Origin of the sequence: Neisseria cinerea (genome assembly GCF_900475315.1) — a bacterium.
Classification (GTDB): domain Bacteria; phylum Pseudomonadota; class Gammaproteobacteria; order Burkholderiales; family Neisseriaceae; genus Neisseria; species Neisseria cinerea.
Window position 1 is genome coordinate 58884 of sequence record NZ_LS483369.1, and the last position, 26076, is coordinate 84959.

Annotated in this window: 31 protein-coding genes, 1 tRNA gene and 3 pseudogenes; 15 read left to right on the top strand and 20 right to left on the bottom strand. The window is 48.0% G+C overall.

The genetic code is table 11. The features are described from left to right. Positions 1-113: 113 nt before the first annotated feature. Positions 114-1169, bottom strand: coding sequence for a transaldolase (tal, locus tag DQM57_RS00335; RefSeq protein ID WP_111726204.1), 1056 nt, complete (start codon positions 1167-1169; stop codon positions 114-116). A gap of 96 nt (positions 1170-1265) precedes the next feature. On the opposite strand from tal, the gene DQM57_RS00340 reads away from it, so the two are divergent. From DQM57_RS00340 to DQM57_RS00365, 6 genes are all read left to right on the top strand, one after another. Beyond that, positions 1266-2240 (top strand): KpsF/GutQ family sugar-phosphate isomerase, encoded by a 975-nt coding sequence (locus DQM57_RS00340; protein ID WP_111726206.1) that lies wholly within the window; start codon positions 1266-1268, stop codon positions 2238-2240. 64 nt (positions 2241-2304) lie between these two features. After that, the gene (locus DQM57_RS00345; RefSeq protein ID WP_111726208.1) at positions 2305-2841 is read left to right on the top strand and encodes a KdsC family phosphatase; all 537 of its coding nucleotides are present in this window, start codon (positions 2305-2307) and stop codon (positions 2839-2841) included. Next, positions 2838-3419: an LPS export ABC transporter periplasmic protein LptC gene (gene lptC, locus DQM57_RS00350; RefSeq protein WP_111726210.1), complete on the top strand. Its 582-nt coding sequence runs from the start codon at positions 2838-2840 to the stop codon at positions 3417-3419. Before DQM57_RS00345 ends, lptC begins: the two co-directional genes overlap by 4 nt. Beyond that, entirely contained in the window at positions 3400-3930 is a 531-nt protein-coding gene (gene lptA / locus DQM57_RS00355) for a lipopolysaccharide transport periplasmic protein LptA (RefSeq protein WP_003676538.1), read from the top strand. The genes lptC and lptA overlap by 20 nt, the downstream gene beginning before the upstream one ends. Positions 3931-4003: 73 nt before the next feature. After that, a complete protein-coding gene (gene lptB / locus DQM57_RS00360; RefSeq protein WP_002261126.1) occupies positions 4004-4738 on the top strand; it encodes an LPS export ABC transporter ATP-binding protein in 735 nt (244 codons plus the stop codon). A gap of 190 nt (positions 4739-4928) precedes the next feature. After that, positions 4929-5004: transfer RNA gene (locus tag DQM57_RS00365), tRNA-Phe, on the top strand. A gap of 201 nt (positions 5005-5205) precedes the next feature. On the opposite strand, the gene mtgA is transcribed toward DQM57_RS00365, so the two are convergent. Together mtgA and aroE are read right to left on the bottom strand one after the other, a co-directional pair. Then, a complete protein-coding gene (gene mtgA, locus DQM57_RS00370) occupies positions 5206-5907 on the bottom strand; it encodes a monofunctional biosynthetic peptidoglycan transglycosylase (protein ID WP_107996255.1) in 702 nt (233 codons plus the stop codon). Between the two features lie 2 nt (positions 5908-5909). After that, entirely contained in the window at positions 5910-6719 is an 810-nt protein-coding gene (aroE, locus tag DQM57_RS00375; RefSeq protein ID WP_111726212.1) for a shikimate dehydrogenase, read from the bottom strand. Between the two features lie 175 nt (positions 6720-6894). Here aroE and DQM57_RS00385 point away from each other — a divergent pair, with 175 nt between their 5' ends. From DQM57_RS00385 to DQM57_RS00405, 4 genes are all read left to right on the top strand, one after another. After that, positions 6895-7284: a surface-adhesin E family protein gene (locus tag DQM57_RS00385; RefSeq protein WP_111726214.1), complete on the top strand. Its 390-nt coding sequence runs from the start codon at positions 6895-6897 to the stop codon at positions 7282-7284. Between the two features lie 273 nt (positions 7285-7557). After that, on the top strand, positions 7558-8976 hold the full coding sequence (gene glnA, locus DQM57_RS00395) for a type I glutamate--ammonia ligase (RefSeq protein ID WP_107959695.1): 1419 nt from the start codon (positions 7558-7560) through the stop codon (positions 8974-8976). 149 nt (positions 8977-9125) lie between these two features. Beyond that, positions 9126-10409 carry an AmpG family muropeptide MFS transporter gene (locus DQM57_RS00400; protein ID WP_111726216.1) on the top strand — a complete coding sequence of 428 codons (1284 nt, stop codon included), beginning with the start codon at positions 9126-9128 and terminating at the stop codon, positions 10407-10409. Further along, complete coding sequence (locus DQM57_RS00405) at positions 10406-10681, top strand: GIY-YIG nuclease family protein (protein ID WP_111726218.1); 276 nt, start codon at positions 10406-10408, stop codon at positions 10679-10681. The genes DQM57_RS00400 and DQM57_RS00405 overlap by 4 nt, the downstream gene beginning before the upstream one ends. 42 nt (positions 10682-10723) lie before the next feature. Here DQM57_RS00405 and DQM57_RS00410 read toward each other — a convergent pair whose 3' ends face one another. The 15 genes and pseudogenes from DQM57_RS00410 to DQM57_RS00480 form a co-directional block, all read right to left on the bottom strand. Then, positions 10724-11266 carry a suppressor of fused domain protein gene (locus DQM57_RS00410; RefSeq protein WP_111726220.1) on the bottom strand — a complete coding sequence of 181 codons (543 nt, stop codon included), beginning with the start codon at positions 11264-11266 and terminating at the stop codon, positions 10724-10726. A gap of 126 nt (positions 11267-11392) precedes the next feature. Further along, the gene (locus DQM57_RS00415; RefSeq protein ID WP_002236686.1) at positions 11393-11620 is read right to left on the bottom strand and encodes a hypothetical protein; all 228 of its coding nucleotides are present in this window, start codon (positions 11618-11620) and stop codon (positions 11393-11395) included. Positions 11621-11678: 58 nt separating this feature from the next. Then, positions 11679-12002: a ribonuclease E inhibitor RraB gene (locus DQM57_RS00420; RefSeq protein WP_111726222.1), complete on the bottom strand. Its 324-nt coding sequence runs from the start codon at positions 12000-12002 to the stop codon at positions 11679-11681. Next, complete coding sequence (locus DQM57_RS00425; protein ID WP_111726224.1) at positions 11992-12345, bottom strand: immunity protein Imm33 domain-containing protein; 354 nt, start codon at positions 12343-12345, stop codon at positions 11992-11994. Before DQM57_RS00425 ends, DQM57_RS00420 begins: the two co-directional genes overlap by 11 nt. 201 nt (positions 12346-12546) lie before the next feature. Continuing rightward, complete coding sequence (locus DQM57_RS00430; RefSeq protein ID WP_111726226.1) at positions 12547-12882, bottom strand: hypothetical protein; 336 nt, start codon at positions 12880-12882, stop codon at positions 12547-12549. Positions 12883-12997: 115 nt separating this feature from the next. Continuing rightward, positions 12998-13155 (bottom strand): annotated as a pseudogene (locus DQM57_RS09820) (polymorphic toxin-type HINT domain-containing protein); the annotation flags it as partial. 26 nt (positions 13156-13181) lie between these two features. After that, entirely contained in the window at positions 13182-13571 is a 390-nt protein-coding gene (locus DQM57_RS00440) for a hypothetical protein (protein ID WP_002240380.1), read from the bottom strand. 193 nt (positions 13572-13764) lie between these two features. After that, complete coding sequence (locus tag DQM57_RS00445; protein WP_111726228.1) at positions 13765-14220, bottom strand: hypothetical protein; 456 nt, start codon at positions 14218-14220, stop codon at positions 13765-13767. Then, positions 14201-14686: pseudogene (locus DQM57_RS10010) on the bottom strand (polymorphic toxin-type HINT domain-containing protein); the annotation flags it as partial. The gene DQM57_RS00445 and the pseudogene DQM57_RS10010, both read right to left, overlap by 20 nt. Positions 14687-14806: 120 nt before the next feature. Beyond that, complete coding sequence (locus DQM57_RS00455; RefSeq protein ID WP_002245438.1) at positions 14807-15166, bottom strand: hypothetical protein; 360 nt, start codon at positions 15164-15166, stop codon at positions 14807-14809. Next, positions 15167-15293 (bottom strand): annotated as a pseudogene (locus DQM57_RS00460) (restriction endonuclease fold toxin); the annotation flags it as partial. Positions 15294-15483: 190 nt separating this feature from the next. Continuing rightward, on the bottom strand, positions 15484-15984 hold the full coding sequence (locus tag DQM57_RS00465) for a hypothetical protein (RefSeq protein ID WP_111726232.1): 501 nt from the start codon (positions 15982-15984) through the stop codon (positions 15484-15486). An 81-nt stretch (positions 15985-16065) separates the two neighbouring features. After that, on the bottom strand, positions 16066-16443 hold the full coding sequence (locus tag DQM57_RS00470) for an immunity 41 family protein (RefSeq protein WP_111726234.1): 378 nt from the start codon (positions 16441-16443) through the stop codon (positions 16066-16068). A 30-nt stretch (positions 16444-16473) separates the two neighbouring features. Continuing rightward, positions 16474-16872, bottom strand: a complete 399-nt coding sequence (locus DQM57_RS00475) for an immunity 41 family protein (RefSeq protein WP_111726236.1) — start codon at positions 16870-16872, stop codon at positions 16474-16476. Positions 16873-16956: 84 nt separating this feature from the next. Continuing rightward, the gene (locus tag DQM57_RS00480) at positions 16957-18057 is read right to left on the bottom strand and encodes an anhydro-N-acetylmuramic acid kinase (RefSeq protein ID WP_197711722.1); all 1101 of its coding nucleotides are present in this window, start codon (positions 18055-18057) and stop codon (positions 16957-16959) included. A gap of 152 nt (positions 18058-18209) precedes the next feature. Here DQM57_RS00480 and DQM57_RS00485 point away from each other — a divergent pair, with 152 nt between their 5' ends. Then, positions 18210-19784: an inorganic phosphate transporter gene (locus DQM57_RS00485; protein ID WP_111726240.1), complete on the top strand. Its 1575-nt coding sequence runs from the start codon at positions 18210-18212 to the stop codon at positions 19782-19784. A gap of 207 nt (positions 19785-19991) precedes the next feature. On the opposite strand, the gene hemN is transcribed toward DQM57_RS00485, so the two are convergent. Continuing rightward, positions 19992-21410 carry an oxygen-independent coproporphyrinogen III oxidase gene (hemN, locus tag DQM57_RS00490; protein ID WP_111726242.1) on the bottom strand — a complete coding sequence of 473 codons (1419 nt, stop codon included), beginning with the start codon at positions 21408-21410 and terminating at the stop codon, positions 19992-19994. A gap of 134 nt (positions 21411-21544) precedes the next feature. On the opposite strand from hemN, the gene fnr reads away from it, so the two are divergent. After that, complete coding sequence (fnr, locus tag DQM57_RS00495) at positions 21545-22279, top strand: fumarate/nitrate reduction transcriptional regulator Fnr (protein ID WP_107859447.1); 735 nt, start codon at positions 21545-21547, stop codon at positions 22277-22279. A 124-nt stretch (positions 22280-22403) separates the two neighbouring features. On the opposite strand, the gene DQM57_RS00500 is transcribed toward fnr, so the two are convergent. Further along, positions 22404-23354: a CysB family HTH-type transcriptional regulator gene (locus DQM57_RS00500; RefSeq protein WP_111726244.1), complete on the bottom strand. Its 951-nt coding sequence runs from the start codon at positions 23352-23354 to the stop codon at positions 22404-22406. Positions 23355-23715: 361 nt separating this feature from the next. Here DQM57_RS00500 and DQM57_RS00510 point away from each other — a divergent pair, with 361 nt between their 5' ends. The 3 genes from DQM57_RS00510 to DQM57_RS00520 all read left to right on the top strand — a co-directional run bounded on the left by DQM57_RS00510 (position 23716) and on the right by DQM57_RS00520 (position 26045). Next, on the top strand, positions 23716-24489 hold the full coding sequence (locus DQM57_RS00510) for an OmpA family protein (protein ID WP_108043445.1): 774 nt from the start codon (positions 23716-23718) through the stop codon (positions 24487-24489). 121 nt (positions 24490-24610) lie between these two features. Continuing rightward, positions 24611-25567, top strand: coding sequence for a thiamine-phosphate kinase (thiL, locus tag DQM57_RS00515; protein WP_111726246.1), 957 nt, complete (start codon positions 24611-24613; stop codon positions 25565-25567). Further along, positions 25560-26045: a phosphatidylglycerophosphatase A family protein gene (locus tag DQM57_RS00520; protein WP_111727595.1), complete on the top strand. Its 486-nt coding sequence runs from the start codon at positions 25560-25562 to the stop codon at positions 26043-26045. Before thiL ends, DQM57_RS00520 begins: the two co-directional genes overlap by 8 nt. Positions 26046-26076: the final 31 nt, after the last annotated feature.

Sequence of the window (26076 nt, forward strand, 5' to 3'; positions counted from 1 at the left end):
AATGTCGTGCATTAACTTCTTGTTGATTAATATTTTTAGGGTGAACCCACTGTGTCCGGTCAAAAGGGCGATGCCGTCTGAAAGCCTTTCAGACGGCATCGGGGATGAAAAGTTTAAACCAACGGTGCGAGCAGTTTTTCAAACGCTTCTTCAAATTGTTTCAAACCGTCTTCCTGCAAACGCGCCGCCAAGGTTTCGACATCTATGCCGAGCGCAGCGGTTTCGGCGAGCTGCGCTTGTGCTTCTTCTACGCCTTCTGTCAGCGAGGCTTTGGCTGTGCCGTGGTCGATAAAGGCTTTGAGCGTGGCATCGGGAACGGTGTTGACGGTGTGCGCGCCGATCAGGCTGTCAACGTAGAGCGTGTCGGGATAGGTTGGGTTTTTCACGCCGGTAGATGCCCACAAAAGCTGTACGCGGTTTGCGCCTTGGGCTTCCAGTGCGGCAAATTCCGAGCTGCCGAAGTATTGCGCCCAGTCTTGGTAGGCGGCTTTGGCAAGGGCGATGGCGATTTTGCCTTTGAGGTGGTCGGGCAGCGTTGTGTCCAGTGCGCCGTCCACACGGGAGATGAAGAAGCTGGCGACGACGTAGATATGGGCAACGCTTTGTCCGGCTGCCAAGCGTTTGGCAATGCCGCGCGCGTAGGCGGCGTAGGCTTTGAGGGTTTGGGCGCGTGAGAATAGCAGGGTCAGGTTCACGCTGATGCCGTCTGAAACGAGGGTTTCGAGCGCATCGATGCCTGCCTCGGTGGCAGGAACTTTAATCATGGCGTTTTTACGTGCGATGGCGGCATGGAGGCGGCGGGCTTCTTCTACCGTGCCTTGCGCGTCTTTGGCAAGTTCGGGAGAAACTTCGAGACTGACGAAACCGGTTTTGCCGCCGGTGGATTCGTGTTCGGCGAGGCAAACGTCGCAGGCTGCCCGTACGTCGGCAACCGCCATGGTTTCGTAGCGTTGTTTGGGGCTGAGGTTTTGCTGCTTGAGGGCGGCGATTTCATCGGCGTAAAGCACGTCGCCGGCGAAGGCTTTTTGGAAGATGGCGGGATTGGAAGTTATGCCGCACACGCCCTGTTTCAGCATTTGCGCCAATTCGCCGCTTTGCACGAGCGATCGGGAAAGGTTGTCCAGCCAGATTTGTTGTCCTAATGCTTTAACGTCCGATAAAATAGTCATTTCTGATTCCTTTGGACAGATGTGTATGTTTCAAAGGTTTATGCTACCCCGATTCGGAAATTTTGGGTAGTTTTATTACAGCAAAGGCGGATTGCGATGGCAGGAAACGAAAAATATCTCGATTGGGCGCGCGAAGTGTTGCACACCGAAGCGGAAGGCTTGCGCGAAATTGCAGCGGAATTGGACGAAAACTTCGTCCTTGCGGCAGACGCGTTGTTGCACTGCAAGGGCAGGGTGGTCATTACCGGCATGGGCAAGTCGGGACATATCGGGCGCAAAATGGCAGCAACCATGGCTTCGACCGGCACGCCTGCGTTTTTCGTCCACCCTGCGGAAGCGGCACACGGTGATTTGGGCATGATTGTGGACAACGACGTTGTCGTCGCGATTTCCAATTCCGGCGAAAGCGATGAAATCACCGCCATCATCCCCGCGCTCAAACGCAAAGACATTACCCTCGTCTGCATCACCGCCCGCCCCGATTCAACCATGGCGCGCCATGCCGACATCCACATCACGGCGTCGGTTTCTAAAGAAGCCTGCCCGCTGGGGCTTGCCCCGACCACCAGCACCACCGCCGTCATGGCTTTGGGCGATGCGTTGGCGGTCGTCCTGCTGCGCGCACGCGCGTTCACGCCCGACGATTTCGCCTTGAGCCATCCTGCCGGCAGCCTCGGCAAACGCCTGCTTTTACGCGTTGCCGACATTATGCACAAAGGCGGCGGCCTGCCTGCCGTCCGACTCGGCACGCCCTTGAAAGAAGCCATCGTCAGCATGAGCGAGAAAGGTTTGGGCATGTTGGCGGTAACGGACGGGCAATGCCGTCTGAAAGGCGTATTCACCGACGGCGATTTGCGCCGCCTGTTTCAAGAATGCGACAACTTTACCGGTCTTTCGATAGACGAAGTCATGCATACACACCCTAAAACCATCTCCGCCGAACGTCTCGCTACCGAAGCCCTGAAAGTCATGCAGGCAAACCATGTGAACGGGCTTCTGGTTACCGATGCAGACGGCGTGCTGACAGGTGCGCTGAATATGCACGACCTGCTGGCGGCACGGATTGTATAAGGCGTTGCAGCCGTTTCAGACGGCATTTGTGGTAAGATATGCCGTCTGAAAACAAGGAAATCCCATGCAGGCAATTTCTCCCGAATTACAGGCGCGCGCCGCCAAAATCAAACTGCTGATCTTGGATGTGGACGGTGTTTTGACCGACGGGCGCATATTTATCCGCGATAACGGCGAAGAAATCAAATCGTTTCACACACTGGACGGACACGGTCTGAAAATGCTTCAGGCAAGCGGCGTGCAGACTGCGATTATCACAGGTCGGGACGCGCCCTCCGTCGGCATCCGCGTCAAACAGTTGGGCATAAATTACTACTTCAAAGGCATTTCGGACAAACGCGCCGCGTATGAAGAGCTGCGCGTGCAGGCAGGCGTGGAAGAAGCCGAGTGTGCTTTTATCGGCGACGACGTGGTCGATTTGCCGGTGATGGTGCGCTGCGGATTGCCGGTTGCCGTCCCCGACGCGCATTGGTTTACGCTGCAACACGCCGCCTATATTGCCAAACGCCCCGGCGGTGCGGGCGCGGTGCGCGAAGTGTGCGACCTGATTATGCGCGCGAAAGGTACGCTGGGCGCGGCTTTGAACGAGTACATCAAATGAAAGTAAGATGGCGGTACGGAATTGCGTTCCCATTGATATTGGCGGTTGCCTTGGGCGGTCTGTCGGCATGGTTGGGTCGTATCAGCGAAGTCGAAATCGAGGAAGTCAGGCTCAATCCCGACGAACCTCAATACACAATGGACGGCTTGGACGGCAGGCGGTTTGACGAACAGGGATACTTGAAAGAACATTTGAGCTCAAAGGGCGCGAAACAGTTTCCGGAAAGCAGCGATATACATTTCGAGTCGCCGCACCTTTCCTTCTTCCAAGAAGGCAGGTTGTTGTACGAAGTCGGCAGCGACGAAGCCGTCTACCATACCGAAACCAAACAAGTTCTCTTTAAAAACCATGTCGTCCTGAACAAAACCAGCGACGGCAGGCGGCAGGCGGGTACGGTAAAAACCGACAAGCTTCATGTTGATACCGAATCGCAATATGCCCAAACCGACACGCCCGTCAGCTTTCAATACGGCGCGTCGCACGGGCAGGCGGGCGGCATGACTTACGACCACAAAACAGGCTTGTTGAATTTCTCATCTAAAGTGAAAGCCACGATTTATGATACAAAAAATATGTAAAATTTTTGTTTTAATAGCATTTTTTTCGGCATCCCCCGCTTTTGCCCTTCAGAGCGACAGCAGGCAGCCTATTCAGATTGAGGCAGACCAAGGTTCGCTCGATCAAGCCAACCAAAGCACCACATTCAGCGGAAACGTCGTCATCAGACAGGGTACGCTCAATATTTCCGCCGCCCGCGTCAACGTAACGCGTAATGGCAAAGGCGAACAGTTTATGAAGGCCGACGGCTCGCCCGTGCGCTTCAGCCAAACGTTGGACGGGGGCAAAGGGACGGTGCGCGGTCAGGCAAACAACGTTGCTTATTCGTCTGCAGGCAGCACCGTAGTCTTAACCGGTAATGCCAAAGTACAGCGCGGCGGCGATGTCGCCGAAGGCGCGGTGATTACATACAACACCAAAACCGAAGTCTATACCATCAGCGGCAGCACAAAATCCGGCGCAAAATCCGCTTCCAAATCCGGCAGGGTCAGTGTCATCATCCAGCCTTCGAGTACGCAAAAATCCGAATAATCCCAAAATGCCGTCTGAAACATAAACCCGGTTCGGACGGCATATGCCGACTGAAGATATTGAAGAGATATTTATGAGCGCAAACGTTAGCCGCCTTGTTGTTCAAAACCTGCAAAAAAGTTTTAAAAAACGCCAAGTCGTTAAAAGCTTTTCCCTCGAAATCGAAAGCGGGGAAGTCGTCGGCCTGCTCGGGCCCAACGGTGCGGGTAAAACCACCAGTTTCTACATGATTGTCGGACTCATTGCCGCCGATGCGGGCAGCGTGATGCTGGACGGGCAGGAATTGCGCCACCTGCCTATACACGAACGCGCCCGCCTGGGTGTCGGCTACCTGCCGCAGGAAGCCTCGATTTTCCGCAAAATGACCGTCGAACAAAACATCCGCGCCATTTTAGAAATCAGCACCAAAGACAAAAGCCGCATCGACGGCGAAGTTGAAAAACTGCTTGCCGATCTGAATATCGAGCGTTTGCGCAATAATCCTGCTCCATCTTTGTCGGGCGGCGAACGCCGACGCGTCGAAATCGCCCGCGTACTCGCCATGAAACCGCATTTTATTTTGCTGGACGAGCCTTTTGCCGGCGTCGATCCCATCGCCGTCATCGACATCCAAAAAATCATCGGGTTTCTCAAGTCGCGCGGTATCGGCGTATTGATTACCGACCACAATGTACGCGAAACCCTCAGCATCTGCGATCGGGCCTACATTATTTCAGACGGCACGGTGTTGGCATCGGGAAAACCTGATGATTTGGTCGGAAACGAACAGGTTCGTTCTGTTTATCTGGGCGAGAACTTCAAATATTGAAAATATTTTTCAGACGGGCGGCCTAATATCGTCGGGCAGGCGGCAAAAATACGGATTTATGCTGTTTTTACATAAATTAATTCAAATTTAAAACATTGACTTAAACCTGTTTTCAAAGAATATTGCCCGATATGCTTGCATGTCGTCCCGTAATTTGGTTTAATACGCATCTCTTAACGAGACAGACAAAGGCCAGATAGCTCAGTTGGTAGAGCAACGGATTGAAAATCCGTGTGTCGGCGGTTCGATTCCGCCTCTGGCCACCAAAAAACCGCTTATAAGCGGTTATTTTTTTGCCTGCTGTTTTTGGGAAGTTGTCCGTGTCGGACACGTTTTGTGTCTGACCGTTATGTAGAAGGACAAAAGCGATAATGATCGCCCCGTTGCGTTTTGGAGAAGAGGGTAAAGGCAGAAAACATATGCCGTCTGAATGATATTTCAGACGGCATTTTATATTGCGGCGGCACTCAGTCGGTGTCGTCTTCAGGCAATTCTGCCGAACCCATGCGTTTGAGCACGATATTGGTTTTGTTGCGCAGCCGTTTGCTTTTCGGATGGTCGGCGTAGTAGAGCGGGGCGGGGACGCGGGCAGTCAGTTTCGCCGCCTGCTGTTTGGTCAGGTCTGCGGCCGGTTTTTTATAAAAATATCGGGACGCAGCTTCCGCGCCAAACACCCCGTAGTGCCACTCGATTGAATTCAGATACAGTTCGAAAATCCTGTCTTTGTCGGTAACGGCTTCCATCATCGCCGTAATGGCCGCCTCTTCCCCTTTGCGCAGATAGCTGCGGCTTTCGTTGAGGAAGAGGTTCTTGGCAAGCTGCTGGCTGATGGTCGATCCGCCCGCCTTCACTTCGCCGCTGTTTCGGTTGCGTCTGATGGCGTTTTGAATGCCGCCCCAATCGAAGCCACCGTGTCCGGCAAAATGGGCATCTTCGGAAGCAATCAGGGCTTTTTTCAGGTTGGTGGAAATGCGGTCGTAGGGAACCCAACGGTAATCCAGGGCGACATTGCGTCCTTCTTGTTCGAACTGCTTCATCCGCATCGACATAAAGGCGGTTTGATGCGGCGCGACGGCACGGTAGGTAATGATGTTGCCGTACACATAAGCGTTGAAGAAAATGAAGATGCCGATGGGCAGGGCAATCAGCCATTTGATGATGCGGAACATGGTTACAGGGCTTTCATGTATTCGATAACAGGGCGGATATCGGGCGTAAATCCGCGCCAGAGGGAGTAGGAAGCGGCAGCCTGACCGACCAGCATGCCCAGGCCGTCTGAAACTTCGGCCGCACCGTTGCTTTGGGCAAAGTTCAAAAACGCCTGCGCCGCGTCGCCGTAAACCATATCGTAGGCAAGGCGGCAGTTGCGAAAAATTTCAGGGCTGATGGCAGGAAGCTGACCGCTCAAGCCACCGGACGTGCCGTTGATGATGATATCAAAACCGCCGTTCAAATCTGCCATCGGGACGGCTTCAATGCCGAAAAGCCGCGCCAATTCCTCAGCTTTGGCGTGGGTACGGTTGGCAATGACGATACGGGCAGGGTGATGTTCTTTCAATACCGGAATCACGCCGCGCACCGCGCCGCCTGCGCCCAAAAGCAAAATGGTTTTGTCCTCGATGGCAATGTTTTTGACCTGCGTGATGTCGTTGGCCAAACCGATACCGTCGGTGTTGTCGCCACGCAGCTTGCCGTTTTTCAACAGAATCAGCGTATTGACCGCACCGGCAGCCAAAGCGCGGTCGGAATGCTCGTCCGCCAGATGAAACGCTTCCTGTTTGAACGGTACGGTAACGTTTGCCCCGCAACCGCCTGTTCCAAAAAATGTCGAAACCGCCTGCGCGAAACCGTCGATGTCGGCGCAAATGCGTTCGTATTCAATGTTAACGCCTTCCTGAAGGGCAAACTGCCGATGGATTTGCGGCGACTTGCTGTGGGCGACGGGGTTGCCGAAAACGGCGTAGCGGGGGAGGGCGGTCATGGTCGTGTTCCAAAAGACGGGAAGGCTATTTTATAACGGCGGCGTACAGATGGAAACGATGCCGTCTGAAACGGTTGTCAGGTAGTATGACGGAATGTTTTTTCTTGAAAAAAAGTCGCTTTTTTTTTTGTTACAATTTAACTTTATTTTGTTGACAAGGACGAAAGGGGCGGACATGAAAAAGATGTTGTGCTTGGCAGTATTTGCATTAGGGTTGGCAACGCCAGCGGTGGCGGAGGATTGGTTGTGGTTAGGTAATGACAGTAACAATACTGATACCATATTTGGTGATGCAGACAGCCGTACGGACAACAGAGCATGGTTTCAATATAGGTACGCAAAGCCGCAAAAGCATGACAATGGAAAATCTTATAATACAGCTAAAGCGTTGTTGGAAATGGATTGCAGTGGTAAACGTCATAGGCTTTTGACAGCAACGGCGTATTCCAAATCGGGAAACCCTATCGGTTCTGATACACCATCCTATGCTAAATGGAATTATGTTATTCCCGGTACGCTTGGAGAGGCTCAGTACGAATTTGTCTGTAACCGCTATCCCCGTTGACCGTTTTCAAACCAAACAACAGATGCCGTCTGAACTGCTTTCAGACGGCATCTGTTTTGTCGGCATTCGGACAAAAGGGCGGGTATTCCGCTTTTGAACAGACAAACCGAAGCATATTGTTGACAATCCTGCCGTCTGAGACTATATTTTCCGGCTTGGAATTTGACGCAGGGCGAGTTTCAGACGGTATGGACGTGGTAGAATCATGCTGGCTTTGAGCTAATCTGCCGCGTTCCGCATATTTTGCTATTTCCCTTTTCCAGGAGCTGAAAAATGTCTATTAAAAACGCCGTAAAATTGATTGAAGAAAGCGAAGCCCGCTTTGTCGATTTGCGCTTTACCGATACCAAAGGCAAGCAGCACCACTTTACCGTGCCTGCGCGCATCGTGTTGGAAGACCCCGAAGAGTGGTTTGAAAACGGTCAGGCGTTTGACGGTTCGTCTATCGGCGGCTGGAAAGGCATTCAGGCTTCCGATATGCAGCTGCGTCCCGATGCGTCTACAGCCTTCGTTGATCCTTTTTATGATGATGTTACCGTCGTTATTACCTGCGACGTCATCGACCCTGCCGACGGTCAGGGTTACGACCGCGACCCGCGCTCCATCGCCCGCCGCGCCGAGGCCTATTTGAAATCTTCCGGTATCGGCGACACGGCATACTTCGGCCCCGAGCCTGAATTCTTCGTCTTCGACGGCGTAGAATTTGAAACCGATATGCACAAAACCCGTTACGAAATCACGTCCGAAAGCGGCGCATGGGCAAGCGGTCTGCATATGGACGGTCAAAACACCGGCCACCGCCCTGCCGTCAAAGGCGGTTATGCGCCCGTTGCCCCGATTGACTGCGGTCAAGATTTGCGCTCCGCCATGGTGAACATTTTGGAAGAACTCGGCATCGAAGTCGAAGTCCACCACAGCGAAGTCGGTACCGGCAGCCAAATGGAAATCGGCACGAAGTTCAGCACACTGGTCAAACGCGCCGACCAAACCCAAGACATGAAATATGTGATTCAAAATGTCGCCCACAACTTCGGCAAAACTGCCACCTTCATGCCCAAACCCATCATGGGCGACAACGGTAGCGGTATGCACGTTCACCAATCCATTTGGAAAGACGGTCAAAACCTGTTTGCAGGCGACGGCTATGCCGGTTTGAGCGACACCGCGCTCTACTACATCGGCGGCATCATCAAACACGCCAAGGCCCTGAACGCGATTACCAATCCGTCCACCAACTCCTACAAACGCCTTGTACCGCACTTTGAAGCGCCGACCAAACTGGCATACTCCGCCAAAAACCGTTCCGCGTCCATCCGCATTCCGTCCGTGAACAGTAGCAAAGCACGCCGCATCGAAGCGCGTTTCCCCGATCCGACCGCCAACCCATACTTGGCGTTCGCCGCTTTATTGATGGCCGGTTTGGACGGTATTCAAAACAAAATCCATCCGGGCGACCCTGCCGATAAAAACCTTTACGACCTGCCGCCGGAAGAAGATGCATTGGTGCCGACCGTTTGCGCTTCTTTGGAAGAAGCACTGGCCGCCCTCAAAGCCGACCACGAATTCCTCCTGCGCGGCGGCGTGTTCAGCAAAGACTGGATCGACAGTTACATCGCCTTCAAAGAAGAAGATGTCCGCCGCATCCGCATGGCACCGCATCCGCTGGAATTTGAAATGTATTACAGCCTGTAAACTTTCAGGTTTCAGTAGAAATGCCGTCTGAACAAAGTTTCAGACGGCATTTTGCATTTAAACGGCAAAACGGCGGAGCAGGGGCGGTGTTTTTCAGCGGTTGGGCGATATTTGCTACAATAGGCTTTTATTTCTTGGCTGTTTGAACCATGACTGTATCGAAATCAGGTTTTATCGGGCAAATCTTTTCCCGCAATATGCTTGTCTGTATTTTTACGGGGTTTACCTCGGGGCTGCCGCTGTACTTTCTGATTAACCTGATTCCGGCATGGTTGCGCAGCGAGCAGGTGGATTTGATTATCATCGGGCTGATGGCGTTAATCGGTCTGCCGTTTACTTGGAAATTTTTGTGGTCGCCGCTGATGGACGCGGTCAGGCTGCCCGTTTTGGGGCGGCGGCGCGGGTGGATGCTGCTGACGCAGGCAGGGTTGCTGGCGGCTTTGGCGGCATATGCCTTTTTAAACCCCCGGAATCATCTGCCGTTGATTGCCGGCTTGTCGGTGCTTGTCGCTTTTTTTTCCGCCAGTCAGGACATTGTATTGGATGCATTCAGGCGCGAGATTTTGTCGGACGAGGAATTGGGTTTGGGCAACTCGGTCCATGTGAACGCCTACCGGATTGCTGCTTTGGTTCCGGGTTCGCTCAGCCTGGTGCTGGCAGACAGGATGCCGTGGCCGGAGGTGTTTGTCATCACTTCGCTGTTTATGCTGCCCGGTCTTCTGATGACGCTGTTTCTCGCGCGCGAACCCATGTTGCCGCCTTCCGTTCCTAAAACGTTGAAGCAGACCGTGGTAGAGCCGTTTAAAGAATTTTTTACACGTAAAGGCATCGCTTCGGCTGTATGCGTGCTGCTGTTTATCTTCCTTTACAAACTCGGCGACAGTATGGCAACCGCGTTGGCAACGCCGTTTTATCTGGATATGGGTTTCAGCAAGACAGACATCGGTTTGATTGCGAAAAATGCAGGACTGTGGCCGGCAGTGGCGGCAGGTATCTTGGGCGGCGTGTGGATGCTGAAAATCGGCGTAAACAAAGCCTTGTGGATATTCGGCGCGGTGCAGGCTGTAACCGTTTTGGGGTTTGTATGGCTGGCAGGGTTCGGACATTTCGACACAGTCGGTACGAGCGAGAGGCTGATGCTGGCGGCAGTTATCGGCGCAGAGGCAGTCGGAGTGGGGTTGGGGACGGCGGCGTTTGTATCGTATATGGCGCGCGAGACCAATCCCGCGTTTACGGCAACGCAGCTCGCACTGTTTACCAGCCTGTCCGCTGTTCCCCGTACGGTCATCAATTCCTTTGCTGGTTATCTGATCGAATGGCTCGGTTATGTACCGTTTTTCCAGCTGTGTTTCATACTTGCCCTGCCAGGTATGCTGTTGTTGCTGAAAGTTGCGCCTTGGAACGGGAAAAAAACTCAGGATGCAGGCAGATGAACGCGTCAAACTGGAGCGTTTACCTGATATTGTGTGAAAACAGCGCGTTCTATTGCGGCATCAGCACGAATCCACAACAGCGGCTTGCCGCCCACACGGCCGGAAAAGGCGCGAAATATACCCGCGTATTCAAACCGGTAGTGATGCGTATCGTTGCAGGCGGCATGGATAAAGGCACTGCGCTCAAACAGGAAATCGCCGTCAAAAAACTGACCGCCGCACAAAAACGGAAATTGTGGGAGCAGGCAGAAAAAATGCCGTCTGAAAAGTAAAAAGGTTTTCAGACGGCATTTTGATAAAATTTAAGAAAATCCTTACCAAATAAACGGTTTTCTATTCATATCCGAAAGGTTGTCAACTTCATTATCCAGCAAGAACTGCTCAAAAGCATTCCAACCCTTTTTTTCCACCAATTCTGTTTCCTGTTTATACAACGGGACAAGCAAAGGGAAAACGATATTGCAGTGTTCTCCATAACAGACCTGAAAATCATCGTCGAAATAAAATGGGGCGGAAACATACAGTGCGTCCATTTTTGTTGAATCAACAATGCTTTTGGGCAAATAAACAACCTGCCCCCGAAGAAGGATTTTTTTATTCTCAATGATGGTTTCTGCCAACCATCTTAAAAATGGGAAAATCTGATTTTCATCATATTTTAAAGAACATACAAAAAGTATTTCAAATCTGCTTTTATAATTCAGATCATGTTTGCTTAACCCTAAAGTAATATAAGTTTTTAAATCCCTGTTAGGGGAAGAGGGAATAGCTGCGATATTTAATTTGTACTGATTTCCCGAATCGCTTTTCGAGCCATGAGAAATAGTGCCTATATATTTTTCAATATGATTAATCATATTTTTCTTAGCTTCCCATCACTGTATCGAATAATCATAGACCAGATTGAGACAAAACGCCTTGTTCCCATTGATAGAAAGTCCGTCTGAAAAGTAAAAGCGTTTCAGACGGACTACGTTTGCCGACTATCCGACCCACTTTATTATCCAATGAGATTCTTGCAGATATTCTTTTAATATTTCTAAGTTTTCGACCCAGTCATCATAACTGTCAAACGATGAAAATTTGTCATTTGAAGATAACAGTATCAGAAATCCCCCGGTATTTTCCTGATCATCAATAATTTTTATGAATTTTTCTTCAGGATTGACCCCATTCAGGATAACCCCCAAAGTATTGAATTTTATTTCCATAGACATCCCCTAATCTTTAATGGGAATATGGTTTTTTCAACCTAATCTACACTTTCCGTTAGTTCCCATACGAACCAAAACCTTCATAATTACAATCATTTTTTTGTGCAATACCAAATAACGTAGTTTCAATAGCTAAAATGTTTTCAAGGGAAGGGATGATATTGACGGAACAATAGCAAGTCCACATTTCTCCGAATTCATCTTGTTCAATACTGATTTGAAAATCTTGCCGATAAGAAATGAGTTGGCTTTCTATTGATTGCAGATTTTTTTGAGAACCCTCTATAAAAAACTCTATTATCATAGGTTTTGTCAAATTAAACCCTAGTTCTTGATATTGTTTCAGTACATCTGAAGTAGATTTTTTGTCAATTATCATTTAATAGCAACTCATCAAACCATACGTCTTCATAACCGTTTTCCCCAATTAAAAAACGGTAACCGGGCGGAAGTGTCAAAAAGGGGATGATTTCGGGTCGCCATATTTGCAAATGGAAAGTATGCAAGGGTAGGAAAAAATTTTTATCATGGGAGAAGTTTTCACCAGCCCAGATATACCAGCCGTTTGTATCGCCTTTGGGACGGTACCTTAACCCGTTAATCGGATACAGGTTTGCCTGTTTGACATTTTCAGCAACACCGATTTTTGAAATGTCGGAAACAGGATATATTTCTGTATTATATTTTTTACAAATCATTATTTGTTCATTTTTTATTCCCATTACTCAGTTTCCTTTTCTGTTCTTTTGAATATTGACTTAATCTCCCTCCTTGTTTTGCAGAACAAGTCGGACATTACGGTTGTACCGATTCAATTGTCTTGCTCTGTCCTTGGCACCAATATCCTGTTTCATTCATCAAAATGCCGTCTGAAAGCCGAATCCCACTTCAGACGGTATCGGATTGCCGGGTTTAATCCACGTTTACGGACGCTTTTTAAATATAAAGAAAGAAATATCGTCTAACGCATCTTCGGCAAAACCTTGAAAATCCGGATTATTTTGTTTTGAGCGCAATAAAGCAATTACTTTATCGCAATCGCCTATATTTTCATGCATCCTGGCGAGATGTCCGAAACAGGTTAATGACAATCTGGCAATATCCAAGTCTTTATGCTTCGACAACTCCATCAATTGCTCGGAAATCCAAGGGATTTCATCCTCCTCTGAGCTGAAGGTCATACCGAGCATACCGTCAATAACACTCTGTTTATTTTTAGAATAAATCATCTTTTCTACTTGATTCTTATCAGCCATCATTTTTTGATTTTTCCTTTTGAATTAACCAATTCCGTTTTTTTAAAGCATTTTGCCGATGGACAGAACCGTTATTACCCGTTTGAGTTTGGTCTGACACAACGATTTCATTATTGGTTTTATCGACAACGATGCGGACGGTTTGGGTTTTGCCGCTTTCGGCAAACAGCCCGCTTTCAAATCTTCCGCCTTAATCCATTTGCCGTCCGAATAAAACGGATGGATGTGGTTGGAAATCAGGGTTTGGCTGTTGCCGATGCCGTCTGAAAGCCGAATATCGTTTCAGACGGTATTTTGACTGTTTAAAGTGGGGGCAGCTCTACAAACGGAAAGAAATGCTGAAACCTCTGATAAATTTCAGGATGTTTTTTTAAAGCTTTTAATGCTTTTTCTTTTGAAACGGGAGGGTCATAGACATCTATCCCCCTTAAGAAGGCAATGCCTGTTAATGCGTCATCTTGGTCTTTAGATAAGTCTGAATTCGGAACAAAATCCAAAATATTATAAATATCTCCTACTCCTTCTTTAAGATCAATTAAATCAAAAATATAAAAAGGTATATTATCAATAGGCATATCTAAGACAACCTTCTCCAACCATAATTTAAATTCTTGCAAATTAATTGCTGCCGATAATAAGCAATATGTTGCAAAACTTAAATCTTGTCCTTGCTCTTTCGTAATTTTCCACATAATTATCTTCCTTTATTCATTGCTTCCCAACCAATATGACCAGTATCATGGTGAGATTTTTCAGCAAGCATAGATTGGGTTAATATCCAACAATACGTTTGGATTGACAGAAAGGTCGTCTGAAAAATTGATTACAGTTTCAGACGACCTTTTGTTGTTGAGTTTTCAACCCAACCTACGTTTGCCATTAATGTTATTCATCGTAGTAAGGTTCTGTTGAATAATTGTCTTTGCCCCCGGCAATGATAGTAACAACTTTCCCTTTTGCTTCCCATGCTTGTACTCCTATTTCATCAAACTCATAGACATATGTCGGATAAGATTCATTTGATAAATAATATTTATCAACACCGTATGATTTAGGGTGATGGAAAAGCTGTTTAAAATCTTCAAAATTCAGACCTATTATATTAACGCCCATAAAATATAGCTCCTGATAACAAAATATAAAAATAATTTTGTTTTTCTTGACGGCAATTAGTAAATTTGAGTCGGGAGATTCATAATATTCTGTTCCAAACTCATCAGGAGGTTCATACATAAAAGTTTCCAGTATGTTTTTGTACTGTGTTATATCCGCACCAAAACGGAATATTCCTACAGAAGTAAAAGGTAAAAATTCGGGAGTTTTAACGACCGCGTCGACCATGCTCTTCTCCTTTTGCTTTTCGATTGGCATTTTTTGCAATATTTCTGATTGTTTTCTCAATCTTTAAGCGTTCATTTTTGGACATTCCGGGAATAATTTTATTTTTTAATTCAGCAATTCGTAATTCTGCTGATATTTGACTTCGACCGCCATCTCCATGTTTTTCATTCTTGGAGCTTCCTGTTCTTTTAGGCGGACACGCATTATGAACCCAAACCCCTTCCGTTTCCGCCTGATTGCCCTTGACGAAGTAAGTATGCCAGTCGGCAACGGTCAGATTGTAGGCTTGCAGCGGTTCCGGTTTGACGGTAACGCTTTGAACCGTCTGCTCTGCACCGCTTTCGGCAAACAGCCCGCTTCCCGCTTTCAAATCTTCCGCCTTAATCCATTTGCCGTTCGAATAAAACGGGTGGATGCGGTTGGAAACAAGGGTTTGTATTTTACCGAGGTCGTCTGAAAGCCGAATATCGTTTCAGACGGCATTTTGATGGTTGGATTTTTAAGCTAACCTACGCTTACTGAGAACCAAATTAAGTTTCAGACAGTTGTTAGGTTTGTGTGTCCAATCTGACTTATATTTGTCCATTTAATTAGTCGTTTGTATCAAATTTCCATTATTTATTTTCCAATTTACTTTATAACTATCTTCATAATAATCTAATTCAAAAAAACCTGATATTTCAATATCCAATTCCATTATTGTTTTAATGCATTTTTCAAAATAAATAATGAAATAAGATTTTACGCATGCACCAAAAAAAATATAGCTGCTCCAATTAAAACTATTTGTCGGGAAAACCCACCCACTTTTATATATTTTTGCAGATTCTTTCTCTTCGATATTGAAGGGACAATTATTCCAAAAATTATTAATGTTTTCTTGGATGATTTTTATATCATCGTCAGAGCATTCAATCCATCCTTTGATGGAAACATATGATGCCATTTATTCACCCAATCCCATTTTGACAATACCTCCTTTTGATTCGATATATGTTTTTACTTGCGGATGCGTATTTAAACCAAAACCTTGCTCTCTTCCCTTGTTGATTTGCTATTTCAATGCTTGCCTTCCGCTTCGTCCTTGGAGAAGACGCGGTCGTCGGCAAGGATGCGGGCGATAGTTTTTCAGCTGCCTGCCGTTTTGACCAACGTACCGGCGCATAAGGGGCGGGGTAACTTAGTTTTCAATATCCTGTTTCATTCATCAAAATGCCGTCTGAAAGTCGGATAACGCTTCAGACGGCATCGAATTGCCGGTTTTCAATCCGGCTTACGCTTGCTTTGATTCAATTTTTTAACTAATTCAAATGCTTCAGATCGATATTGCCTTTGCCATTTTTCCCAATCTAACGGCTTTCCCGAGCGTTCCCAATCTTCTAAAACCGACATTTTGAACATTTCCATTTCCCACCAATATTCGGCATATAAACGTGATTGATTGGGAATGTCGGCTTCTGCCCGATCGGCAAAATGTAAAAAATGAGAAATATCGCAAACTATATTATTTTCAGGAACTTCTTCGGCAAATAGATTCTTGATTGACTGTAACGCTTCGGTCTGATATTTTTCTGTCCATTTTTCCCATTTTTCAGGCTTTCCCGATATTTCCCAATCTTCCAATGCGGAAGCATTCAAGATTTCCAATTCCCACCAGCAATCGTAATAACGAGAGGATTGGTTAGGAGTCTCATTTTCTACTTCGGAAACAAATTGGGTAAAACTAAAAATATCCTTAACGATTTCTTTAAATCTATTTTCCATAAATTGCCGCCTCCTCCAATGAGGAAAATGTCGTCGAAAATCAAACACAGTTTCAGACGGCATTTTGATTGCCGGGTTTTGCTATTTTTTGTTGTAATAATCAAATTGCACGTTGACTATGTCTTTCTCGGTAAAAATATAACGGAGCATTGTTTTAAGCCTTTCATAACGTTCATTAATTCCTACGCTATCAGGTAGCCAAGAGGAAGCTTTAATTTCAAAAAGTTTCCAATTTGGAACCATTAAGAAATCAATAATGGTACCGATTCCAATGACAACATATCTTGGTATATCCATCGGATAAGGATATTTTTTTCTAACCTCAATTAAATCATTCTCCAACTTCCAATATTCTTCATCATCCCACACTCCGTCATCATACCATTTGCCAATAAATGAATTTTCGTCATACCCCTCAAAATAAGGAACGTTTCTTATAATATCCTTGAACTCACACATAATAATGTATCTCCAATATAATTAAACTTTTCACCTCAATCTACCTTTACTATGTTTTATTGGAAAATAAAAAAATTTCCAGTCATCTACATCTACATCAGTAAAAATATAACGGAGCATTACTCTGAACCTTTCATAACGCTCATTAATTTTGACACTTTTAGGCAACCAAGGAGAAGCTTTAATTTCGAAAAGTTTCCAATTTGGAACCATTAAAAAATCAATAATAGTACCGATTCCAATCACAATATCCCTTGGTATATCCATCGGATAAGGATATTTTCTCCTAACCTCGATTAAATCATTCTCCAACTTCCAATATTCTTCATCATCCCACACCCCGTCATCATGCCATTTACCAATAAATGAATTTTCGTCATACTCCTTAAAACAAGGGATGTTTCTTCTGAAATCCTTGAACTCGCACATAATAATTAATCTCCAATACGGTTAAGATTTTCATCATGGGATGCCATCTGAACGGCAGGGTGGGTTTTCAGACGGCATTTGCGCTCAATAATAATATCCCGCGCCCAGAATACACGGTTTGGATGCGCCGGTTGCTTTGTGCGGACTACCGGGGATGCGGTTGACCCAACACGCTGCCAACCACGCAAATGCGGCCGCCTCCACCCATTGCGGATCGAGATTCAGGTCGGCGGTGCTGTGTAAGGAAACGCGTGTGCCGAAACATTCTGCCAAATCCGCCGTCAGGACGGGATTGCGGATGCCGCCGCCGCAAATATACATTTGACGGGTATCTGTTGCTGCGTGTAAGACGGCGTCGAAAACGGTTTGCGCGGTAAAACGGGAAAGCGTCCGTAATACGTCGTATCGGTTCTCGTCGCCGCCAAGGTAGGTTTCGAGCCAATTTAGGGCAAACAGTTCGCGCCCCGTGCTTTTGGGGTGGGGTTGTGAGAAATACGGGTGGGCGAGCAGCCTGTCGAGCAGTTGCGGCAATATGTTGCCTTGTGCCGCTTTTTCACCGTTTTTGTCGTAAGGCAGCTGCCAGTGTGCCTGCGTCCATGCGTCCATCAGCATATTGCCCGGCCCCGTGTCGAAGCCGAAGGCGGGTGCGTCGGGGGGAAGTACGCTGATGTTGGCAATCCCGCCGATGTTCAGTACCACGCGTGTTTCTTTGTCGTCGCGGAATAGGGCTTCGTGAAAGGCGGGGACGAGCGGCGCACCTTGTCCGCCGGCCGCAAGGTCGCGGCTGCGGAAGTCGCCGACGGTAAAAATCTGAGTCAGTTCCGCCAGCAGCGGCAAATCGGCAAGCTGTACGCTGTAACCGTGTTCCGGTGCATGTCGGACGGTTTGACCGTGGCAGCCGACAGCGGTAATGTCGTACGGCGCGAGGTTTTGACTGCACAGCAGTTCGGCGACGGTTTGCGCATACAGGCGGCTGAGTTCTTGCGACAAAATCCTGCTGCGGTGCAGTTCGTCAGTGCCTGTGTCCTGCAAATCCAGCAATTTGCGGCGCAACCGGTCAGGGTAGGGTATAAAGGCGTGTCCCTCCGCGCCCAGCCATTTCCCGCCGTCCATACGTATCAGTACGGCATCCGCCCCGTCCATGCTTGTTCCCGACATGATGCCGATGTAAAGCTGTGTTTCCATCATCACTCCCAAACTGGTGCAAAACGCCATTTTAACGTGTATTGACGCTCGTATACCGATTTGCTGCCGCAGTGTAAATAAATGTTTCAAGAAGGATTGCAAAAGGTTACAATATCCGCGAAAACCCTTCTGTGTTCACTAAGGAATCTTCCATGGCTCAAACTCAAATGAGTGCGAACTTGAAACTGATTAACGCTGTCTTTGCCGCCATGCTGGTCGGCATGGTCAGCTATTTTATCTATTGGGGTTTGGGTTATACCCACTACAATAACAGCGTGCTTTTCATTATTGCCACCATGTTCGGCGTGTTCATGGCGTTTAATGTCGGCGGCAACGATATTGCCAACTCTTTCGGTACCAGCGTCGGGTCCGGGACGCTGACGATCCCGCAGGCTTTGCTGATTGCAGCGGTATTTGAGGTCAGCGGTGCGGTCATCGCGGGTGGAGAGGTAACCGATACTATACGCAAAGGTATCGTCGATCTGAACGGTATGAACCTCGAGCCCATGCAGTTTGTGTTTATCATGATGTCTGCACTCTTGGCGGCGGCTTTGTGGCTGCTGTTCGCGTCCCACAAAGGCCTGCCGGTTTCGACGACGCACGCGATTATCGGCGGCATCGTCGGCAGTGCGTTGTGTATGGCGGTTATGAAACATGCCGACTGGGGAACGTTGATTCAGTGGGGAAAATTGGGAGAAATCGGGATATCTTGGGTGCTGTCGCCTGTTTTGGGCGGTGCGGTTTCCTATTTCCTGTTTTCCCGCGTCAAGAAAAATGTCTTAGATTACAATGCTTGGGCTGAAGGTACGCTCAAAGGCATCAAGCAGGAGAAAAAGGCCTATAAAGAACAGCACCGCCTGTTTTTCGAGGGTTTGTCTGAAGCTGAAAAAGTCGAATATGCCACTAAAATGGCGCACGATGCACAAATTTACGATGAGCCTGAATTTGATCCGCAAGAGCTGCAATCGGAGTATTACCGCGGTCTTTATGCGTTCGATAACCGTAAAAACAATGTCGATTCTTACAAGGCGTTGCACTCTTGGGTTCCCTTTATCGCTTCGTTCGGCGCGATGATGATTTCTGCCATGCTGATTTTCAAGGGTCTGAAAAACCTGCATCTGGGCATGAGCAACGTCAACAGCTTCCTGACTATCTTTATGATAGGTGCGGCGGTGTGGATGGGTACGTTTGTTTTTGCAAAAAGCCTCAAACGTAAAGATTTGGGTAAATCGACCTTTCAGATGTTTTCATGGATGCAGGTCTTTACCGCATGCGGTTTCGCATTCAGCCACGGGGCGAACGATATCGCCAACGCCATCGGTCCGTTTGCCGCGATTATGGATGTTTTGCGGACTAATAGTGTTGCCGCGCAAAATGCCGTTCCACCGATTGCCATGCTGACCTTCGGTATCGCGCTGATTGTCGGTTTGTGGTTTGTCGGTAAAGAGGTGATTAAAACCGTCGGTACGAGTTTGGCTGAAATGCATCCTGCTTCGGGATTTACCGCCGAACTGTCCGCCGCCTCCGTTGTGATGGGTGCGTCGCTGATGGGGCTGCCTGTTTCCAGTACGCATATCTTGGTCGGCGCGGTACTCGGTATCGGTCTGGTCAACCGTAATGCCAATTGGAAACTGATGAAGCCCATCGGCCTGGCTTGGGTCATTACCCTGCCTGCAGCCGCCGTATTGTCGGTTGCCTGCTACTTGGTTTTACAGGCAGTATTCTGATTGTTAAATGGTTATGCCGTCTGAACTTCCTTCAGACGGCATTTTTGTTTGCAAGTCCGGTTTGGCGGGAATATGGGTTTATAGGTCAGACAGGGAGCAGGCTGCCGTATCGTTATGAGATGGTGTTGCCATTCCGGAAAACAGGTTGTAAAAAATAAAATGCCGTCTGAACCTCTTTCAGACGGCATCCGTATATTTGAAATACAATCAGACGGTTTGTGAGTATTTCGCCCTGGTTTCTTTATGGCGCAAGTGGTAGTCGAATACCATGGCGATGTTGCGGATGAGGAAGCGTCCCTTCGGGGTAACGGTCAGTCCTTGGTCGTTCAGGCTGACGAGTCCCAAGTCTGCAAGTTTTTCCAGATCGGCGAGCTCGTCTTTGAAGTAACGGTCGAACGGAGTGCCGGATATGTCTTCGTAAACACGGTAGTCGAGTGCGAAACGGCACATCAAATCCTGAATGATATTGCGGCGCAGGATATCGTCCTGATTAAGCTGGTAGCCGCGCATGATGGGCAGTCTGCCTTCATCGATGGCGGCATAGTAGGCATCGATGTCTCGTTCGTTTTGAGAGTAGGTGTTGCCGATTTTACCGATGGACGACACGCCGATAGCAACCAGGTCGCAATCCGCATAGGTCGAATAACCTTGGAAATTGCGTTGCAGCAATCCTTCTTCGAGTGCGACAGACAATTCGTCGTCCGGTTTGGCAAAATGATCCATGCCGATGAAGACATAGCCGCGTTCGGTCAGGGTTTGGACGCAGTATTGCAGCATATCGAGTTTTTCCTCGCTGCCGGGAACGGCGGCGGTATCGATGCGGCGTTGCGGTTTAAAAACATGCGGCAGGTGGGCATAGTGATAAAGGGCGAGGCGGTCGGGATCAAGCGACAAAACGGTATCGATGGTGGTTTTAATGCTTTCGGAAGTCTGGTGTGGCAGGCCGTAAATCAAGTCCACACTGACGGATTTAAACCCTGCTTCACGGGCGGCATCGATGACTTCTTTGGTTTCTTCGTAACTTTGGATGCGGTTGACGGCCGCCTGTACTTTAGGGTCGAAATCCTGAATACCGACACTCATACGGTTGAAACCGAGTCTGCCGAGCATGAGGACGGTATCCCGGCTGACTTTGCGCGGGTCAATTTCGATGGAGTATTCGCCGGTGGGGATCAACTCGAAATGCTTGCGGATCATGCGGAAAACACGTTCGATTTGGTCGTCGCTTAAGAAGGTTGGCGTACCGCCGCCGAAGTGGAGTTGGGCAAGCTGGTGTTTTCCGTTTAAGTGCGGGGCAAGCAGCTCCATTTCTTTTTCAAGGTATTCGATATAGGCATCGGCGCGGCTCTTGTCTTTGGTAATGATTTTATTGCAGCCGCAGTAGTAGCAGATGGTATTGCAAAAGGGGATGTGAATGTAAAGGGAGAGCGGTTTATTTAACATTCCCGTGCTGCGTAAATGTAAAGCTTTGATGTACTCCCCTTCTCGGAAGCCGTTATGGAAACGGTCTGCGGTAGGGTAGGAGGTGTAGCGCGGGCCGCTGGACGGCAGGCTGGCAATCAGCTCGCGGTCAAACTCGGGACGGTTATTGGCATTGTGATTGTTCTGTATTTGTATAATTTTCATGGTGCGTGTTCGATTTTATGATGTTAGTCAAATTTTGGATAGTTTGGTAGAATGCCGCAGTATGATAAACCTGTCTTGATATGTGTCAATAAGCACATAATCATGATGGGGCAAAACGCACGAAAAGGTACGGTATGGCTTCGCATAATACTACACATCAGATGAAAACGCTGTGTTCTTCCTGTTCTTTGCGGGAACTCTGTCTGCCTGTCGGATTACTGCCCAATGAGTTTACCCAACTAGATGCCGTTATCCGCCAAAGCCGCCGTTTGAAAAAGGGTGAATACCTGTTCCGTGCCGGCGAAGCCTTTACTTCGCTCTTTGCCATCCGTGCAGGCTTCTTCAAGACAACCGTCGCCAGTCAGGACGGACGCGATCAGGTAACGGGTTTTTTTATGTCGGGCGAACTCATCGGCATGGACGGCATCTGTTCCCATGTGCACAGTTGCGACGCGGTCGCTTTGGAAGACAGTGAGGTATGCGAGTTACCGTTTACCCATATCGAAGAGCTCGGTCAGAATATCCCAAGCCTGCGTACCCACTTTTTCCGTATGATGAGCCGCGAAATTGTGCGCGATCAGGGCGTGATGTTGCTTTTGGGTAATATGCGTGCAGAAGAGAGGATTGCCGCCTTTCTGTTAAACCTCTCCCAACGCCTTTATTCCCGCGGTTTTGCTGCTAACGATTTCATCCTGCGCATGTCTCGTGAAGAAATCGGCAGTTATCTCGGGCTGAAACTTGAAACCGTCAGCCGCACGTTATCCAAATTTCATCAGGAAGGGTTGATTTCCGTCGAACACAAGCACATCAAAATCCTCAATCTGCAAGTGTTGAAGAAGATGGTGTCCGGCTGCTCGCATGCTATTTGAGCCATTGTCGTCCGGGATAATGCATATAGGCAGGATATTTGTTCTTCCCATAATTTCAGATGATATGGGAAAGCAAATATCCTGCCTTTGTTTTACAGACAAAATGCCGTCTGAAGGGAAAACACTAAATAGAGAAATCTTCGCTGACGGGTGTGTACAGGATTTTGTCCACCTTTTCACGGGTCAGGTGCGGTGCAAACGATTGGATAAAGTCATACGCATATCCGCGCAAATAAGTATCGTTGCGTAAGGCAATCCATGTTGGAGAAGGTTCAAACAAATGTGCGGCATCCACAAGTTGCAAATCGTTATCCGTATCCGGGTTGTAGGCCATCTTTGCCATCAATCCCACGCCCAAACCCAAGCGGACGTAAGTTTTTAATACGTCCGTATCTGCCGCAGCCAATGCGACATCGGGTTGTTCCAAACGAGCTTTGGCGAATGCCCGTGCAATGCTGCTGCCCGTGTTGAACGCAAATTCATAAGTAATTAGTGGAAATCTTGCCAAATCTTCAATGCGGAGGGGGTTTCTGCATTCGAGCAAGGGGTGGTCGTTCGGTACGATAACCGCATGAGTCCAGTCATAGCAGGGGAGTTTTCCCAGTTCGGGATGGTCGTCTATACGCTCTGTAACAATTGCCAAATCAGATTCGCCCGAAGTAACCATTTGGGCGATGGCGGCAGGGCTCCCCTGTTTGATGGTCAGGTTGACTTTCGGATAGCGTTTCACAAAATCGGCAACAATCAAGGGCAGGGCATAGCGTGCCTGAGTATGTGTTGTGGCTACCGTCAGCGAACCGCTGTCCTGTCCGGTAAACTCGCTGCCGATATTTTTAATGTTCTGTACATCACGCAAAATACGTTCGGCAATATCCAAAACCGCTTTGCCCGGCTGAGAGACGGAAACCACGCGCTTTCCGCTGCGGATAAAAATCTGAATGCCGATTTCTTCTTCTAATAATTTGATTTGTTTGGAAATACCGGGTTGCGAGGTAAACAAGGCTTCGGCTGCTTCGGAAACATTCAGGTTGTGCCGGTAAACTTCCAAAGCGTATTTTAATTGCTGTAATTTCATAGCGGGTGGGTATGCGTCGGTGACAGGGTCTGAACATCGTTTTTAATTTATCATACTTTTTTAAGTATATGATATGGGCTCTGTCGCCATATTTGTTGTTTTTATGCAACGACAATTTCCATATATGGAAAAAATTACCCTAAACTAATGACACAGAATTGATTTTTCGGCATGATTGGCAATTAGGAAACAGGCTGTGTTACTGTTGTTTTCTAGGGTTGAGTATTGACAGTCTGCACCCGGCTTCTTTATAGTGGAGACTGAAATATCCAATTTGCCGCCATATTCTTACAGCGGCCTGTATGTTGGCAATCCAGCAGCTGCTCCTGTATCTGCTGTACAAATTTAATGAGGGAATAAAATGACCAAACAGCTGAAATTAAGCGCATTATTCGTTGCACTGCTCGCTTCCGGCACTGCTATGGCAAGCGAAGCACATACCAAACATGGTTACACTGTAAGCAGCAAATCTCAAGAAATCGTACGTAACAACTACGGCGAGTGCTGGAAAAACACCTATTTCAATAAAGCGGAACAAGGTCGTGTGGAATGTGGTGATGCTGCTCCGCAGGCTCCTACTGTTATCGAACAGGCTCCTCAATATGTTGACGAAACCGTTTCTCTGTCCGCTAAAACTCTGTTCGGTTTCGATAAGGACGTATTGCGTGTTGAAGCTCAAGAGAATCTGAACGTATTGGCACAGCGTCTGGGTCAAACCAATGTACAAGCCGTACGTGTAGAAGGTCATACCGACTTCATGGGTGCCGAGAAATACAACCAAGAGTTGTCTGAACGCCGTGCCAACGTAGTTGCAAATTACTTGGTAGGTCGTGGTGTTCCTGCTGCTAAAATTTCTGCAGCCGGTTTAGGTGAGTCTCAAGCTCAGATGACCCAAGCTTGTGAAGCCGAAGTAGCTAAACTGGGTGCTAAAGTTTCTAAAGCTAAAAAACGTGAAGCCTTGATCGCATGTATCGAACCTGACCGTCGCGTTGATATCAAAATCCGTAGCGTGGTAACTCGTCAAGTTTCCCAAGGTTACGTTCAAACACAACAGGCTCCGGCTGAGCATCCTGCCGCCGAGCAAGGTTGGATTCCTGCTCCATACAATGGTGTACACGGTTACGCAAAACCTTAATTGGTTGATTTAAATAAACCCCGCATTTGCGGGGTTTATTTTATTTGTCAGATTGCTTTGGCTATTCTTAGTGAAGGATATAAAATCTGTACTGCATCATTTGTCATGGATATTTTAAATAATGAAAGAATTTGATTTTATCAGGCGGTATTTGCAGACAGACGGTGATCGTGATGTTGTTTTAGGAATCGGCGACGATGCGGCGATTGTCCGTCCGCGTGAAGGCTTCGATTTATGTTTCAGTGCGGATATGCTGCTGAGGGACAGGCATTTTTTTGCCGATGTAGAACCGGAGGATTTGGCTTGGAAGGTTTTGGCTGTCAATATTTCAGATATGGCGGCAATGGGTGCCATACCGCGTTGGGTGCTGCTAAGTGCGGCATTGCCACAATTGGACGATGTGTGGTTGGAACGGTTTTGCGGTAGTTTTTTTGATTTGGCAAGAAAGTTTGGCATCACCTTAATCGGCGGTGATACGACCAAGGGTGATATGGTTTTCAATGTAACCATTATTGGCGAATTGCCGAAGGGGAGGGCATTGAAGCGTAATGCGGCGGCAGTGGGCGATGATGTTTGGGTGTCCGGGCATGTAGGGATGGCGGCGGCGGCTTTGAACTGCCGTCTGAAACAGTGTGTTTTGCCTGACGATGTATTTGCCGTGTGCGAACAGAAGTTGCTCCGTCCTGAACCAAGGATTGAACTGGGGCTTGCCTTATTGCCTGTCGCCCATGCGGCACAGGATGTTTCCGATGGGCTGGCTCAGGATATAGGGCATATTTTGACCGCTTCCGGTGTGGGTGCGGAAATTTTTGCGGATAAATTGCCGTCTTTATCCGTATTGAAAGATATTTTGCCACGTTCTCAATGGCTGTCTTATACTTTGGCCGGCGGCGATGATTACGAACTGGTATTTACCGCATCGGAAAGTTGCCGCGAAAGCGTGCTTGCCGCAGCGGAACGATGCGGCGTGCCGGTAACGCGTATCGGTAAAATCAATGGGGAATGCCGTCTGAAGATTTTGGATAGTGACGGCAGGGAATTGAAACTTCACTCTTCGGGATTTGATCATTTTGGCTGATTTTAAACCTAACTTTGCATGGCTGCTCAAACGGCCGTTGTGTTTTTTGGCATTTGGTTTCGGCAGCGGGCTTGCTCCGTTTGCGCCGGGTACTTTCGGTACTTTGGTGGCGTTACCTTTGGCGTTCGTATTGATTTTGACGGGTGTGGACGGCCTGTTGTTGGCTTTTTTATGTATGGTGCTGTTTATGTGGGGCATACACATTTGCGCGTATGCGGAAAAGGAAACAGGGGTATCCGATCATGGCGGTATTGTTTGGGATGAAATCGTCGCCATGATGTTTGTACTGGCTTTCGTTCCGTTCAAGTGGGTGTGGTGGCTGGCGGCGTTTATCCTATTCCGTCTGTTTGACGCGCTCAAACCGCCTCCGGTCGGCTGGTTTGATAAAAATCTGCATGGTGGGCTGGGTATTATGGTGGACGACATGGCTGCAGCGGTAATGACGTTGATTGTCTTGCAGATTGCGATGCTGTTTTAACCGGGGTTATCTTGCAGAAATGCCGTCTGAA